The organism is Sinomonas atrocyanea, from assembly GCF_001577305.1.
Taxonomy (GTDB): domain Bacteria; phylum Actinomycetota; class Actinomycetes; order Actinomycetales; family Micrococcaceae; genus Sinomonas; species Sinomonas atrocyanea.
Genome location: NZ_CP014518.1, coordinates 276,471 through 290,176, shown reverse-complemented (window position 1 = coordinate 290,176; position 13,706 = coordinate 276,471). Strand labels below are relative to the sequence as shown.

14 protein-coding genes are annotated in these 13,706 nt (G+C 70.0%); 1 reads left to right on the top strand and 13 read right to left on the bottom strand.

Translation table 11 applies throughout. From position 1 onward, the window contains the following. Window positions 1-83: 83 nt before the first annotated feature. The 4 genes from SA2016_RS01395 to lysS form a co-directional block, all read right to left on the bottom strand. Window positions 84-2,603 carry an ATP-dependent Clp protease ATP-binding subunit gene (locus SA2016_RS01395; protein WP_066494542.1) on the bottom strand — a complete coding sequence of 840 codons (2,520 nt, stop codon included), beginning with the start codon at window positions 2,601-2,603 and terminating at the stop codon, window positions 84-86. Between the two features lie 318 nt (window positions 2,604-2,921). After that, window positions 2,922-3,260, bottom strand: coding sequence for a histone-like nucleoid-structuring protein Lsr2 (locus SA2016_RS01390; RefSeq protein ID WP_066494541.1), 339 nt, complete (start codon window positions 3,258-3,260; stop codon window positions 2,922-2,924). A 149-nt stretch (window positions 3,261-3,409) separates the two neighbouring features. Further along, the gene (locus SA2016_RS21685) at window positions 3,410-3,556 is read right to left on the bottom strand and encodes a hypothetical protein (RefSeq protein WP_169803031.1); all 147 of its coding nucleotides are present in this window, start codon (window positions 3,554-3,556) and stop codon (window positions 3,410-3,412) included. Then, entirely contained in the window at window positions 3,556-5,010 is a 1,455-nt protein-coding gene (gene lysS / locus SA2016_RS01385; RefSeq protein ID WP_066501798.1) for a lysine--tRNA ligase, read from the bottom strand. Before lysS ends, SA2016_RS21685 begins: the two co-directional genes overlap by 1 nt. Window positions 5,011-5,174: 164 nt before the next feature. On the opposite strand from lysS, the gene SA2016_RS01380 reads away from it, so the two are divergent. Further along, window positions 5,175-6,023 (top strand): alpha/beta fold hydrolase, encoded by an 849-nt coding sequence (locus tag SA2016_RS01380; protein WP_066494540.1) that lies wholly within the window; start codon window positions 5,175-5,177, stop codon window positions 6,021-6,023. 19 nt (window positions 6,024-6,042) lie between these two features. Here SA2016_RS01380 and panC read toward each other — a convergent pair whose 3' ends face one another. The 9 genes from panC to hpt all read right to left on the bottom strand — a co-directional run bounded on the left by panC (window position 6,043) and on the right by hpt (window position 13,697). Then, the gene (gene panC / locus SA2016_RS01375; protein ID WP_066494539.1) at window positions 6,043-6,972 is read right to left on the bottom strand and encodes a pantoate--beta-alanine ligase; all 930 of its coding nucleotides are present in this window, start codon (window positions 6,970-6,972) and stop codon (window positions 6,043-6,045) included. Beyond that, entirely contained in the window at window positions 6,972-7,928 is a 957-nt protein-coding gene (locus tag SA2016_RS01370) for a Rossmann-like and DUF2520 domain-containing protein (RefSeq protein ID WP_066494535.1), read from the bottom strand. The genes panC and SA2016_RS01370 overlap by 1 nt, the downstream gene beginning before the upstream one ends. Further along, the gene (locus tag SA2016_RS01365) at window positions 7,921-8,424 is read right to left on the bottom strand and encodes a DUF3180 domain-containing protein (protein ID WP_066494533.1); all 504 of its coding nucleotides are present in this window, start codon (window positions 8,422-8,424) and stop codon (window positions 7,921-7,923) included. The genes SA2016_RS01370 and SA2016_RS01365 overlap by 8 nt, the downstream gene beginning before the upstream one ends. After that, on the bottom strand, window positions 8,421-8,966 hold the full coding sequence (folK, locus tag SA2016_RS01360; protein ID WP_066494531.1) for a 2-amino-4-hydroxy-6-hydroxymethyldihydropteridine diphosphokinase: 546 nt from the start codon (window positions 8,964-8,966) through the stop codon (window positions 8,421-8,423). The genes SA2016_RS01365 and folK overlap by 4 nt, the downstream gene beginning before the upstream one ends. A gap of 1 nt (window position 8,967) precedes the next feature. After that, a complete protein-coding gene (gene folB, locus SA2016_RS01355; protein ID WP_066494530.1) occupies window positions 8,968-9,366 on the bottom strand; it encodes a dihydroneopterin aldolase in 399 nt (132 codons plus the stop codon). A gap of 6 nt (window positions 9,367-9,372) precedes the next feature. After that, window positions 9,373-10,278 carry a dihydropteroate synthase gene (gene folP / locus SA2016_RS01350; RefSeq protein WP_066494528.1) on the bottom strand — a complete coding sequence of 302 codons (906 nt, stop codon included), beginning with the start codon at window positions 10,276-10,278 and terminating at the stop codon, window positions 9,373-9,375. A gap of 10 nt (window positions 10,279-10,288) precedes the next feature. Continuing rightward, a complete protein-coding gene (gene folE / locus SA2016_RS01345) occupies window positions 10,289-10,903 on the bottom strand; it encodes a GTP cyclohydrolase I FolE (RefSeq protein ID WP_066494527.1) in 615 nt (204 codons plus the stop codon). A gap of 47 nt (window positions 10,904-10,950) precedes the next feature. Next, complete coding sequence (gene ftsH / locus SA2016_RS01340; protein ID WP_066494526.1) at window positions 10,951-12,981, bottom strand: ATP-dependent zinc metalloprotease FtsH; 2,031 nt, start codon at window positions 12,979-12,981, stop codon at window positions 10,951-10,953. Window positions 12,982-13,145: 164 nt separating this feature from the next. Then, the gene (gene hpt / locus SA2016_RS01335) at window positions 13,146-13,697 is read right to left on the bottom strand and encodes a hypoxanthine phosphoribosyltransferase (RefSeq protein WP_066494525.1); all 552 of its coding nucleotides are present in this window, start codon (window positions 13,695-13,697) and stop codon (window positions 13,146-13,148) included. Window positions 13,698-13,706: the final 9 nt, after the last annotated feature.

Genomic DNA, 13,706 nt, shown 5'->3' with positions numbered 1-13,706 from the left:
AGCGTGGCCGCGACACGGAGCGGCCCCCACCTCGAGGAGGTGGGTGGCCGCTCTTGGGATTCGACTCCGCTCGGCCGGCGCCGTCAGGCGCCGAGCTCCTTGCCGCCGCCCTTGGTCAGAGAGACGACCTCGGGGACCTCCGGGCGCGGGGTCCCGGTGAAGGTGAACTTCGCCGCGTCGCCCTCGCCCTCGACGTCGATCACCACGATGTCTCCCGCGGAGAGGTCGCCGAAGAGGATCTTCTCGGAGAGCTGGTCCTCGATCTCGGACTGGATCGTGCGGCGCAGCGGGCGGGCACCCATGGCCGGGTCGTAGCCGCGCGTGGCGAGCAGGACCTTGGCGGCCTGGGTGAGCTCGATGCCCATGTCCTTGTCCTTGAGGCGCTTCTCGAGGCGGACGACCATGAGGTCCACGATCTCGATGATCTCTTCCTGCGTCAGCTGCGGGAACACGACGACGTCGTCGACGCGGTTGAGGAACTCGGGCCGGAAGTGCTGCTTGAGCTCCTCCGTCACGCGGGCCTTCATCCGCTCGTACCCGGTCTTCGTGTCCGTCCCAGACTGGAAGCCCGTCATGACACCCTTGGAGATGTCCCGCGAGCCGAGGTTCGTGGTCATGATGATCACGGTGTTCTTGAAGTCCACCACGCGTCCCTGGGAGTCCGTGAGGCGGCCGTCCTCGAGGATCTGCAGGAGCGAGTTGAACAGGTCCGCGTGGGCCTTCTCCACCTCGTCGAACAGCACCACGGAGAACGGGCGGCGGCGGACCTTCTCGGTGAGCTGGCCGCCCTCCTCGTAGCCCACGTACCCCGGAGGGGCACCGAAGAGCCGCGAGACGGTGTGCTTCTCGGAGAACTCGGACATGTCCAGCGTGATGAGCGCGTCCTCCTCGCCGAAGAGGAACTCGGCGAGGGCCTTGGCGAGCTCGGTCTTGCCCACGCCGGTGGGGCCGGCGAAGATGAACGACCCGCCGGGACGCTTCGGATCCTTCAGGCCCGCACGGGTGCGGCGGATCGAGCGGGAGAGCGCCTTGATGGCGTCGTCCTGGCCCACCACGCGGCGGTGCAGCTCCTCCTCCATGTGGAGCAGGCGGGTCGACTCCTCCTCGGTGAGCTTGAACACCGGGATGCCGGTCGAGTTCGCGAGCACCTCGGCGATCAGGTCCTCGTCCACCTCGGCCACGCCGTCCATGTCGCCGGACTTCCAGGCGCGCTCGCGCTCGGCCCGCTCGGCGATGAGCTTCTGCTCCTTGTCGCGCAGCGAGGCGGCGCCCTCGAAGTCCTGCGCGTCGATCGCGGACTCCTTCTCGAGCTTGAGTCCGGCGATGCGCTCGTCGAGGGCCTTCAACTCCGGCGGCGCCGTCATCCGGCGGATGCGCAGGCGCGCCCCGGCCTCGTCGATCAGGTCGATCGCCTTGTCCGGCAGGAACCGGTCGGAGATGTAGCGCTCCGCGAGGTTGGCCGCCGCGGCGAGGGCGCCGTCGGTGATGGTCACCCGGTGGTGCGCCTCGTAGCGGTCCCGCAGGCCCTTGAGGATCTCGATCGCGAGGGCCACGGACGGCTCGGAGACCTGGATCGGCTGGAAGCGGCGCTCGAGCGCGGCGTCCTTCTCGATGTGCTTGCGGTACTCGTCGAGCGTCGTCGCGCCGATGGTCTGCAGCTCGCCGCGGGCGAGCATCGGCTTGAGGATGCTCGCCGCGTCGATCGCGCCCTCCGCGGCGCCGGCCCCGACGAGGGTGTGGATCTCGTCGATGAACAGGATGATGTCGCCGCGGGTGCGGATCTCCTTGAGGACCTTCTTCAGGCGCTCCTCGAAGTCGCCGCGGTAGCGGGAGCCGGCCACGAGGGAGCCGAGGTCGAGGGTGTAGAGCTGCTTGTCCTTGATCGTCTCCGGCACGTCGCCGCGGACGATCGCCTGGGCGAGGCCCTCGACGACGGCGGTCTTGCCGACGCCGGGCTCGCCGATGAGGACGGGGTTGTTCTTGGTGCGGCGCGAGAGGACCTGCATGACGCGTTCCATCTCGTGCTCGCGCCCGATCACGGGATCGAGCTTGTTCTCGCGCGCAGCCTGGGTCAGGTTGCGGCCGAACTGGTCCAGGACCACCGAGCCCGCGGGCGTGCCCTCGGGCTGGCCCGAGCCGGAGCCGGTCGCGGCGGTCTCCTTGCCCTGGTAGCCGGACAGGAGCTGGATGACCTGCTGGCGCACGCGGTTGAGGTCAGCGCCGAGCTTGACCAGCACCTGGGCGGCGACCCCCTCGCCCTCGCGGATGAGGCCGAGGAGGATGTGCTCGGTGCCGATGTAGTTGTGGCCGAGCTGGAGCGCCTCGCGCAGCGACAGCTCGAGGACCTTCTTGGCGCGCGGCGTGAACGGGATGTGCCCGCTCGGCGCCTGCTGGCCTTGGCCGATGATCTCCTGCACCTGCTCGCGGACGCCGTCGAGCGAGATGCTGAGGGACTCGAGAGCCTTGGCCGCGACCCCTTCGCCCTCGTGGATCAGCCCCAGGAGGATGTGCTCGGTCCCGATGTAGTTGTGGTTGAGCATGCGGGCCTCTTCTTGGGCCAGCACCACCACGCGGCGGGCGCGGTCTGTGAATCTCTCGAACATTGCTCGGACTCCCCGGTTTAGCTTGGGTGCACTGCGTAGTTCGATGCTACGTGCCGGGGCCGCGGCCGGTAGGGCTGTTCGCCACAGGGTGAACCGCCGCGACCGGGTCCCGGCCGCCGGGCGCGACCCGGGTTGGATGCGGACGACGCCGCGCGGACGCCAGGGACGGAAGGTGGGCCCGCGCCGTCGTCCGGAGGAAAATCAGCATTCGCCGGGCTGCGATTGTTCCGCCAGCGAAAGCACGAATTCCCGGTGCAATGCACCGGGAATTCGTGGTGGCACCCTCTGGGTGCCTTATCTGAGTATTCGCAAGGAGTATCAGCCGTTGGCCTGGCGGTAGGCCTCCTGGATCTCCTGCTGAATCCGCCCGCGGGCATTCACGTTGTAGCCGTTGTCGCGGGCCCACTGCCGGATCTTCGCGGAGTCGGAATTGCGGGACCCGGAGGAGGCTGCACGGGCCTTGGGGGCGGCGCCAGTGCGTGCTGCGGCCTTGCGGCCGGCGGAAATGTACTGGGCCAGCGCGCCGCGCAGCTTCTCGGCGTTGGCCGAGGAAAGGTCGATTTCGTAATTCGACCCATCGAGGCTGAAGCGGACGGTCTCGTCAGCCTTGCCACCGTCGATGTCATCCTCGAGGATGATTTGGACCTTCTGTGCCATATCTGGGCTCTCTTCTCTGTCATCGCCGGGGGGACTCAGCAAATGTGAGTTCAAGCAATCAGCGTCCGGGGGCCGTGGGGCGCCGAACCGGCTGAGCAATTACAGTATGAAGGCACAAAAGGCTGCGAGTCAAAAGCGACTCGCGTGCATCAATTCTCGGCGCGATCCTGGGATTCGCGTTCGGCCCGGGCGAGCGCCTCCCGTTCGGACTTGTCCGCATTGAAGATTGCGCGCATGGCGAACCAGAAAATGAGCCCCACGACCACCGGCGGGAGCAGGGCAAGGACGTAATCCATCAGTTGGCCTCGGGCTTCAGAAGGGGGAAGAGGATGGTTTCGCGAATTCCGGCCTGCGTGAACAGCATGACCAGGCGGTCGATCCCGAGCCCGATCCCGCCCATGGGCGGGGCGCCGTACTCGAGGGCGCGGAGGAAGTCCTCGTCGAGGGCCATGGCCTCGTCGTCGCCCTCGGCGGCCAGGCGGGACTGCTCCGTGAGCCGCTCCCGCTGGACCACGGGGTCGATCAGCTCGGAGAACGCCGTGCCGCGCTCCATGCCGCCGATGATGAGGTCCCAGGCCTCGATGAGGCGCGGATCCTCGCGGTGGGGCCGTGCGAGCGGCTGGGCGGAGGGCGGGTAGTCGTAGACGAACGTCGGGTTGAGCAGGGTGGGCTCGACGATCTCGCCGAAGAGCTCGATGACGGCCTTCTCCTGGGTCCACAGCGGGTCCGTCTTGACGCCGTGGGCGTCGCCGATCGCCAGGAGGCGCTCGAGCGGGGTGTCAGGGGTGACCTCCTCGCCGACGGCCTCCGACAGGCCCGGGTAGACGCCGATCCACTTCCATTCGCCGTCGAGGTCGATCGTGCCCTCGGGCGTCTCGATCTGGCGCGTGCCCATGACGTCGGCAACGTTGAGGATGATCTCCTTCATCCGCTCCGCCATCGTGAACTGGTCGGCGTACGCCTCGTAGCACTCGAGCGTGGTGAACTCGGGGCTGTGGGTGGAGTCGACGCCCTCGTTGCGGAACACCCGCCCGATCTCATAGACCCGCTCGATCCCGCCGACGACGGCCCGCTTGAGGTAGAGCTCGGTGGCGATGCGCAGGGTCATGTCCTGGTCGAACGCGTTCAGGTGGGTCGCGAACGGCCGGGCCGTCGCTCCGCCGTGGACGAGGTTGAGCATGGGCGTCTCGACCTCGACGTAGCCGTGGGAATCGAGGGTGTCGCGCACGCTCTTGGTGATCTTGGAGCGCGTGTAGACCATCTGGCGGGCCTCCTCGCGCACCAGGAGGTCCACGTAGCGCTGGCGGACGCGCGTCTCCTCATTCAGGCCCGCGTGCAGCGTGGGCAGGGGGCGCAGGGCCTTCGAGGCCATCTGCCAAGACTCGACCATGACGGAGAGCTCGCCCCGCCGGGAGGAGATGACCTCGCCGCGGACGAAGACGTGGTCGCCGAGGTCGACGAGGGCCTTCCAGTCCGCGAGGCGCTGCTCGCCCACGTTCGCCAGGCTCAGCATGGCCTGCAGGCGCGTGCCGTCGCCCTCCTGCAGGGTCGCGAAGCACAGCTTGCCGGTGTTGCGGATGAACACGACGCGACCGGCGACGCCGACCGTCTCCCCCGTAGCCGTGTCCGGCTCGAGCTCGGGGTACGTCGCCCGGACCTCGGCGAGGGAATGCGTGCGCGGCAGCTTGACCGGGTACGGCGCCTCACCGTTGGCGAGGAGCTTCTCCCGCTTGTCCCGGCGGATGTGCATCTGCTCGCTGGTGTCGGCGGGCCGGGCCTCGGGTGCGGGGTTCTGTGCAGTCACAGCATTCAATTCTAGGCCAGCTGCCTGTGAGCTCCGGAGGGGCCCTCGTGCGGGTGCGCACGCGCTGTGGCCGGTGGGGCTGCTGCGGCGATTGCGGCTAGGCTCTGTCCATGGGTGCACTGCAGCTGACCTCCTCCACCGTGGCCACCATGGACGGCGCGTCCCTCGAGCTCTTCACCGCCCCCGAAGGCGGGATGACCGCGCGGGGAGGCATCGTCGTCGTCCACGGGTCGATGGTGACCGCCGAGCTGTACAAGGACCTCGCGGTCCGGCTCGCCGAAGCCCTGCACGTTCCCGTGCACGTGTACAACAGGCGCGGGCGCGGGGCCTCCTCGCCGCAACCGGCCGACTACTCGCTCGCCACCGAGATCTCGGACCTGGCCGCCGTCCTCGCCCACACCGGCAGCGACGCGGTGTTCGGCCACAACTACGGCGGCTGCATCGCGCTGCACGCCGGCCGCGAGCTGCGGATCGGGCAGATCGCTGTCTACGACCCCATCATCTCCTTCGAGGGCAGCATCAAGGCCGCGTGGATGCCCGAGTTCGAGGAGGCCCTGCGGGCCAAGGACGAGGAGAAGGCCCTCGCCGTGCTGCTGCGCGGGCTGCAGACGGCGGGCCCGATCTCCAAGCTCCCGCTGCCCGTGCTGACCGTGCTCAACCGGATCGGCAGCCGGACGCCGCTGGGCAAGGAGCTCTCGCGCCTGCTCCCGACCGGTCCCGCCGAGATCCGGGCGGTCGTCGCGGCCGACGCCGAGGCCAAGGGCTTCGACGAGCTGCCCCTCGAGACGCTCTTCCTCGTGGGCGGCGCGAGCCCCGAGTACTTCGCCGAGGCGGCCCAGAAGCTCGACGGCGTGCTCCCGGCCTCCGACATCGCGATCCTGCCCAAGCTCGCACACGATGCCCCGACCCGGGCCGCGAAGCCGCTGGTCGACCGCCTCGCGGAGTTCTTCGCGAGCTGAGCCGGCGCGGACGGAAGACTCAGCGGGCCCGCAGCGGCATGTTGTCGATGAGGCGCACGGGGCCGACGGCGGCGGCGACGATCGCGAGCGCCTCCCCCGTGAACGGCGTCTCCCGGCAGGCGAACGCGAGCGGCTCGAGCGTGTCCGTGTCCACGACGTCCAGGTAGTCCAGCTCCACGAGCGGCTGGGACCGGATGAGCGCCTCGGCGTCGTCGGGATTGAGGGGCTCGTGCGCGCGGGCCCGGTCCTCGAGGAGCCCCAGGGCCCGCGAGAGGACGAGCGCGGCATCGCGCTCCTGCCCGGACAGGAAGCGGTTGCGGCTCGAGAGGGCCAGCCCGTCCGGGTCGCGCACGATCGGCACCGCGACGATCTCGACGGGGAAGTCCAGGTCCTGGACCATCCGCCGCACGACGGCGACCTGCTGGGCGTCCTTCTGCCCGAAGTAGGCGCGGTAGGCCGCCCGTGCGCCGTCGAACCCGCCCGGCATCGCCAGGTGGAGCAGCTTCGACACCACGGTGCACACCCCGTCGAAGTGTCCCGGCCGTGAGGCGCCCTCCCACTTCTGGGCCAGGGGCCCCGCGGCAACGCGCACCTCGGGCTCGCCGCCGGGGTACATCTCCTCGACGTCCGGGGCGAAGACGAGGTCCACCCCGGCCTCGGCCAGGAGAGCTGCGTCCGCGTCGAGGGTGCGTGGGTAGCGCTCGAGGTCGGTGGCGTCGCCGAACTGGAGCGGATTGACGAACACGCTCGCCACCACGACGTCATTCTGGGCCACCGCGGCCTCCGCGAGGGCGCGGTGGCCCGCGTGCAGGGCGCCCATGGTCGGCACGAGCCCGAGCGCCGGGGCCCCGGGGCCCCGGCGCTTCGCGGCGAGGTGGCGGGCAATGGCCGGCTGGAGCTCGGCGCGGGTGCGGACGATCTCGATCGCGGGAACCGACTCAGCGGGCATCAGAGGTCCTCTCGTGTCTCGTCGCCGGGCTCCGTGCTCTCGAGCGCCTTCTCGATGGCCTCGCGGGCCGAGGCGGTGAGCCGACCCCTGCGCTCGGCGCGGACGGCGGTCGCGTGGGCCATGGCCCGGTACGCCTCAAGGATATCCGCGGCGCCGCCGGCGCCATCCGGATCGGCGGCGAGCTCGGCCAGGGCACCGATGTGGGCGGCGACGGTGCCGACGTCGCCGCGGGCCACCGGCCCGGTCAGCGCGGACTCGCCGGCCGAGAGCGCGTTGTCGAGCGAGGCGCGCAGGAGGGGGCCGAGGACGGCGCCGGGGTCCGGGACGCCGATCCGGCCGAGGATCTCTGCGGCCTGGGACGCGAGGGTGACGAGGTGGTTCGATCCGTGCGCGAGGGCAGCGTGGTAGGCGGCACGGTCCCCTTCCGCGACCACCACGGGCTCGGCACCCATCTCGACCACGAGCGCCTGCGCGATCGGCAGCATTGCCGGGTCCGCGGTGACGCCGAAGCAGCAGTCGGTCAGGCGCGCGAGGTCCAGGGACATCCCGGTGAACGTCATGGCGGGGTGGATGGCGAGCGGGATCGCGCCCGCCGCCCGCACGGGGGCGAGGATGCCCACGCCGTGGCGCCCGGAGGTGTGCGCCACGAGCTGGCCGGGCTGCCAGGCGCCGAGCTTGGCGAGGCCCTCGACGAGCGGCCCCAGTGCGTCGTCGGGCACGGCCAGCAGGACGAGCTCGGAGCGTTCGACGATGTCGGGGACCTCGAGGACGGGCACGCCGGGCAGGAGCAGCTCGGCGCGCTCCCGGCTCTCCTCGGACACCGCCGAGACCCCGACGAGGGCGTGCTGGGCCGCACGCAGCGCCGCCCCGAGGACGGCGCCCACCTTGCCGGCGCCGATGACGCCCACGCCGAGCCTGCCGGGGCGGGAGGGCTGCCGGGAGGCGGAGCTAGGCAAGGCCGCCCTCGGTGTCCGGGGTCCGGCCTCCCTCGGAGAGGCCGTCGTCGTCGCCCTCCTCGGGCGGGATGCGGCAGAAGCGCTCGACGATGAAGCCGATGGCGACCATGACCACGCTGCCGGCGATCAGCAGGAGGGCGGTCTCGACGGCGGGGGTGCCAGCGCGGGAGGCGAGCAGCGGGACCTGGTCCGCGATGACGCCCCCGTGCCAGCCGAGGAGGACGGCGCCCGCATAGGCGCAGGCGTGCGCGAGGACGAGGGTCCGGGCGGCGAAGATCGGGTCGAGCATGTGGGAACGGTGTCCGGTGCGCCAGCGGAGCACCCTGATCCCGAGGCCCAGCGTCACGACCGCGATCACCGCCATCGAGCCGATGGCGCTGATCGGGAGCACGGGCGTGGGCGCGGAACTGCGCATCGCGAACGCGTTCGCGGCGACGCCCAGGAGCCCCACGACGATGGCCACGAGCACGAGGACCCACGGCTTAAGCGGCTTCACTGGCTTCCCCCTCCGGTCTGGGTGCCTCCATCGGTGAGCATGTCATAGCCCTCGACACCGTCGGCATCGGCGCAGAACTCCAGCAGCTCCACGATCGGATGGCCCTCGAGCACGGCGAGCGGCTCGATCACGAGCCACGGGAACAGGACGAACGCTCGCTCGGCCGCCCGGGGGTGCGGGATCGTCAGGTCCGGGTCGTCGAGCTGCAGGTCGCCGTAGGTGATGATGTCGACGTCGAGCGTGCGCGGGCCCCACCGGACCTCGCGGGTGCGGTGGTGCTTGGCCTCCACGGCGTGGCAGTGCTCGAGCAGCTCGTGGGGGCCCAGCGTGGTCTCGACGATCACGACCATGTTCAGGAAGTCCGGCTGGCCCTCGGGGCCGCCCACGGGCTTAGTCTGCACGACGGGCGAGACGTCGACGAGGCGCACCTCGGGGCGGTCGACGAGGTCGGCGACGGCCTCGGCCAGGGTCTCGGCCCGGGCCCCGAGGTTGCTGCCGAGCGCCAGGACCGACCTGACCCAGCCGTGGTGACCCGTCTCCATCTCAGCGCTCCCTGAACACGGTGACCGACACATCGCCGAACGGCACGGTGATCGGGGCCTGCGGCTTGTGGACGGTCAGCTCCACGGCATCGACCGGGAACTCGGCCAGGAGCGTGTCGGCGAGGCGCACGGCGAGGGTCTCGATCAGGTCGACCGGGTCGCCCTCGACGAGTGCGACGATGCGCTCGGCGACCTCGGCGTAGCTGGCAGTCCGGGACAGGTCGTCCGACGACGCCGCGGCGCCGAACTCCGTGTGCAGGACGGCGTCCACCACGAAGGGCTGCCCGTCCCGCCGTTCGAAGTCCAGCACGCCGTGGTGCCCGACCGCCCTGACCCCGGTGAGAGTGATCAGGTCGGGCCTGCGGGTCCTTGCGCCACCGGCGCCCGGGTGGCTGCCCACCGCGCCCTAGGCCTTCGCCCGGGCGGCGACCTTGACGGCGTCGAGGTTCGCCACGACGTCGTGCACGCGCACGCCCCACGCGCCCGCGGCCGCCGCGAGGGCGGTGATCGCGGCGGTGGCCGCGTCCCTGTCCTTCGGCTCGGCGGCCTTGCCCGCGCTCGTGAGCAGCTCGCCGAGGAACCGCTTGCGGGAGGCCGCGACCAGCACGGGGTAGCCGAGGGCCGTGAAGCGGCCGACGTGCTTGACCAGCTCCCAGTTCTGCTCGCCCTGCTTGGCGAACCCGAGGCCCGGATCGAGGATGATGCGGGCGTCGCTCACGCCGCCGGCGCGCAGCCGGTCGCGGACCTTGAGGGTCTCCGCGATGACGTCCTCCACCACGTCGCCGTAGGAGGCCAGCCCGTCCATGGACTTCGAGTCGCCGCGGTTGTGCATGAGGACGTAGTAGGAGTCGCGCTCGGCCACGAGGCGAATCATCTCGTCGGTGACCGCGAGCCCGGAGACGTCGTTGACGATCGTGGCGCCGGCATCGAGGGCCTTCGCGGCGGTGCTCGCGCGGCGGGTGTCCACGGACACGAGGGCCCCGGCCTTGGCGAGCGCCTCGATGACCGGGAGCACGCGCTCCTGCTCGACGTCTTCAGGCACCTCCTCGGCTCCGGGCCGCGTCGACTCGCCGCCGACGTCGATGATGTCGGCGCCGGCGTAGAACATGCGCAGGCCCGCGGCGATCGCGGTGTCTGCCTGGGCGTGGTCGCCGCCGTCGGAGAACGAGTCCGGGGTGACGTTGAGGATGCCCATGACCACGGCGCGGTCCCGGGGCAGGCCCTCGAAGGTGGCCTTGGGACGCGGCTTGCGGAGGACGGGGAGGGGTGAGGTGTTCGGCCCGGTTCCGGGCGCTGCTGCGAGAGAGTCCACTATCGTGTGCTCACTTTCCGAGAATGAGGCTCATGGCTTCGGCACGGGTGGCTGGGTCGTGCAGCTGACCGCGGACGGCGCTCGTGACCGTGTGGGCGCCCGGCTTGCGGACACCCCGCATGGACATGCACATGTGCTCGCAGTCGACGACCACGATCACTCCGCGGGGCTTGAGGTGGCTGACGATGGCGTCCGCCACCTGGGACGTGAGGCGCTCCTGCACCTGGGGTCGGCGCGCGTAGACGTCCACGAGGCGGGCGAGCTTGCTCAGCCCGGTGACCCGGCCGTCGTGCGAGGGGATGTACCCGACGTGCGCGACGCCGTGGAACGGTACGAGATGGTGCTCGCACGTCGAGTAGAACGGGATGTCCTTCACGAGCACGAGCTCTTCGTGGTCCATGTCGAAGGTCACCCCGAGGATCTCCTCGGCGTCGTGGTGGAGGCCGGCGAACGTCTCGGCGTAGGCCCTCGCGACGCGCTGGGGGGTGTCCTTCAGTCCGCTCCGGTCCGGGTCCTCGCCGACCGCGAGAAGGATCTCGCGCACGGCCGCCTCGATACGCGGCAGATCCATCTTCTCGGCCTCGGCGGGCAGCGCGGACACGTCGTCGTCATCGAAGTGGGTCACGTCAATGATCCTATCGGTGCGTGGCGTCCAGGTCCCTTTCGGGGCCGTCACACCCCGTCGTGACGGTCCTTGACGAACTCCTGCTCCCCGTGCGGATGGTGGGCCTGGCCGACGTCGAGGGGCTCCTCGTGGCGGGCCTTGGAGGCCTCCTCGCGGGCCCTGCGCTCGGACTCGGTCTCGACCGGCGGGATGTCCTGCACCGGCCGGGTGCCCTTCGAGAGCCAGACCTCGCGGAAGTCGCGCTTGCGCACGTCCGTGAAGATCTCGGCGATCTCGCGCTGGTTCAGGGTCTCGTGCTCGAGCAGCGCCGCGGCGAGGCGGTCGAGGACGTGCCGGTTGTCCGTGAGGATCTCGTACGCCTCGTCGTGGGCCTGGTCCATCAGGCGGCGCACCTCCTCGTCCACCACGTAGGCGACCTGGTCGGAGTAGTTGCGCTCGTGGGCGGCGTCGCGGCCCAGGAAGGGCTCGCCGCCCCCCTGGCCGAGCTTCACCGCGCCGACGCGCTCGCTCATGCCGTACTGGGTGACCATCTTGCGCGCGGTGCCCGTGGCCTTCTCGATGTCGTTCGAGGCGCCGGTGGATGGGTCGTGGAAGACGATCTCCTCGGCGACGCGGCCGCCCATGGCGTATGCGAGCTGGTCGAGGAGCTCGTTGCGCGTCACCGAGTACTTGTCCTCCTCCGGCACCACCATCGTGTAGCCGAGGGCGCGGCCGCGCGGGAGGATCGTGATCTTGGTGACGGGCGCGGAGTTGCGCAGGGCGGCGGCGACGAGGGCGTGCCCGCCCTCGTGGTAGGCCGTGATCTTGCGCTCGAGGTCCTTCATGACGCGGGAGCGCTTCTGCGGGCCGGCCATGACACGGTCGATGGCCTCGTCGAGGGCACGGTCGTCGATCAGCTGGGCGTTGGAGCGCGCCGTGAGGAGTGCGGCCTCGTTCAGGACGTTCGCGAGGTCCGCGCCCGTGTAGCCGGGGGTCTTCTTAGCGACGGCCTTGAGGTCCACGTTCTGCGCGAGCGGCTTGCCCTTGGCGTGGACGGAGAGGATGTGCTCGCGGCCCAGGAGGTCCGGAGCCTCGACGGGGATCTGCCGGTCGAAGCGGCCCGGGCGCAGGAGGGCGGGGTCGAGGACGTCGGGCCGGTTGGTGGCCGCGATGATGATGACGTTGGCCTTCGGGTCGAAGCCGTCCATCTCGACGAGGAGCTGGTTGAGGGTCTGCTCGCGCTCGTCGTTGCCGCCGCCGATTCCGGCGCCGCGGTGGCGGCCCACGGCGTCGATCTCGTCGACGAAGACGATCGCGGGGGCGTTGGCCTTGGCCTGCTCGAAGAGGTCGCGGACGCGGGAGGCGCCGACGCCGACGAACATCTCGACGAACTCCGAGCCGGAGATCGAGAAGAACGGCACCCCGGCCTCGCCGGCCACCGCGCGGGCCAGGAGGGTCTTGCCGGTTCCCGGAGGGCCGTAGAGGAGCACGCCCTTGGGGATCTTGGCGCCGACGGCCTGGAACTTGCCCGGGTCCTGGAGGAACTCCTTGATCTCGTGGAGCTCCTCGACGGCCTCGTCCGCGCCCGCGACGTCGGAGAAGGTCACCTGGGGCATGTCCTTGGTGATCATCTTGGCCCTGGACTTGCCGAACTTCATGACCTGGCTGCCGCCGCCCTGCATGCGCGAGAGGAGGAACCAGAAGAGCGCCCCGAGGAGCACGACGGGGATGAGCAGGGACAGCATGGAGCTGAACCAGTTGTTCTCGACCGGCTGGTCCGAGAAGCCCTGCGGGAGGTTGGCGGCGTCGATCGCGTTGATGACGTCGTTGCCGCGCGGGGTCACGTAGTAGAACTGGACGTTCTTGCCCTTGTCCTGCCCGTCGACGACGTAGTCGTCCTTGAGGACCATGTCGACGCGCTCGTCACCGTTGAAGATCTTCGCCTGCGAGACCTTCCCGTCCTTGATGAGCTGGAGCCCCACCGAGGTGTCCACGCGCGTGCTGCCGCCCGGTGCGAGGGTCCCGAAGGCCAGCAGCAGCAGGACGATCACAACGATGATCCAGATTCCCGGACCCTTGACGAAGCTCTTGACGTTCATGAAATCGGGGCTGGGCCCCGTCCCTTCTTCTCATGCACCGGTACCGTCATGCACCAGAGTGTGGCCACCAGCATGACACCGTTCGGAAGCGTTCACGCATGGAGACGGGCAAAAGTTCCCCCGAGCGGCGGAAGTTCCCCGCCCGTGCGCTCAGGGCGAAACGATCACTCGTAGACGTGCGGCGCGAGCGTGCCCACGAAGTCGAGGTTGCGGTACTTCTCGGCGTAGTCGAGGCCGTAGCCCACCACGAACTCGTTGGGGATGTCGAAGCCCACGTACTTGACATTGATCGCGACCTTAGCGGCATCCGGCTTGCGGAAGGCCGTGCAGATCTCGACCGACGCCGTCCCGCGGGACTCGAGGTTGGTCTTGAGCCACGAGAGCGTCAGGCCCGAGTCGATGATGTCCTCGACGATGAGGACGTGCTTGCCCATGAGGTCCGAGTCGAGGTCCTTGAGGATGCGGACCACTCCGGAGGACTGGGTGCCCGAGCCGTAGGAGGAGACCGCCATCCAGTCCATGGTCACGTGCGAGTGCAGCGCCCGCGCCAGGTCGGCCATGACCATGACGGCGCCCTTCAGCACGCCGACGATCAGCAGGTCGCGCCCCTCGTAGTCGCGGTCGATCTCCGCGGCAAGCTCGGCAATGCGGTTCTGGATCTCGTCTTTCGACTTGAGGACGTGCTTGAGATCTGCCTGGACGTCGGTCGATTCCACCTGCGGCTC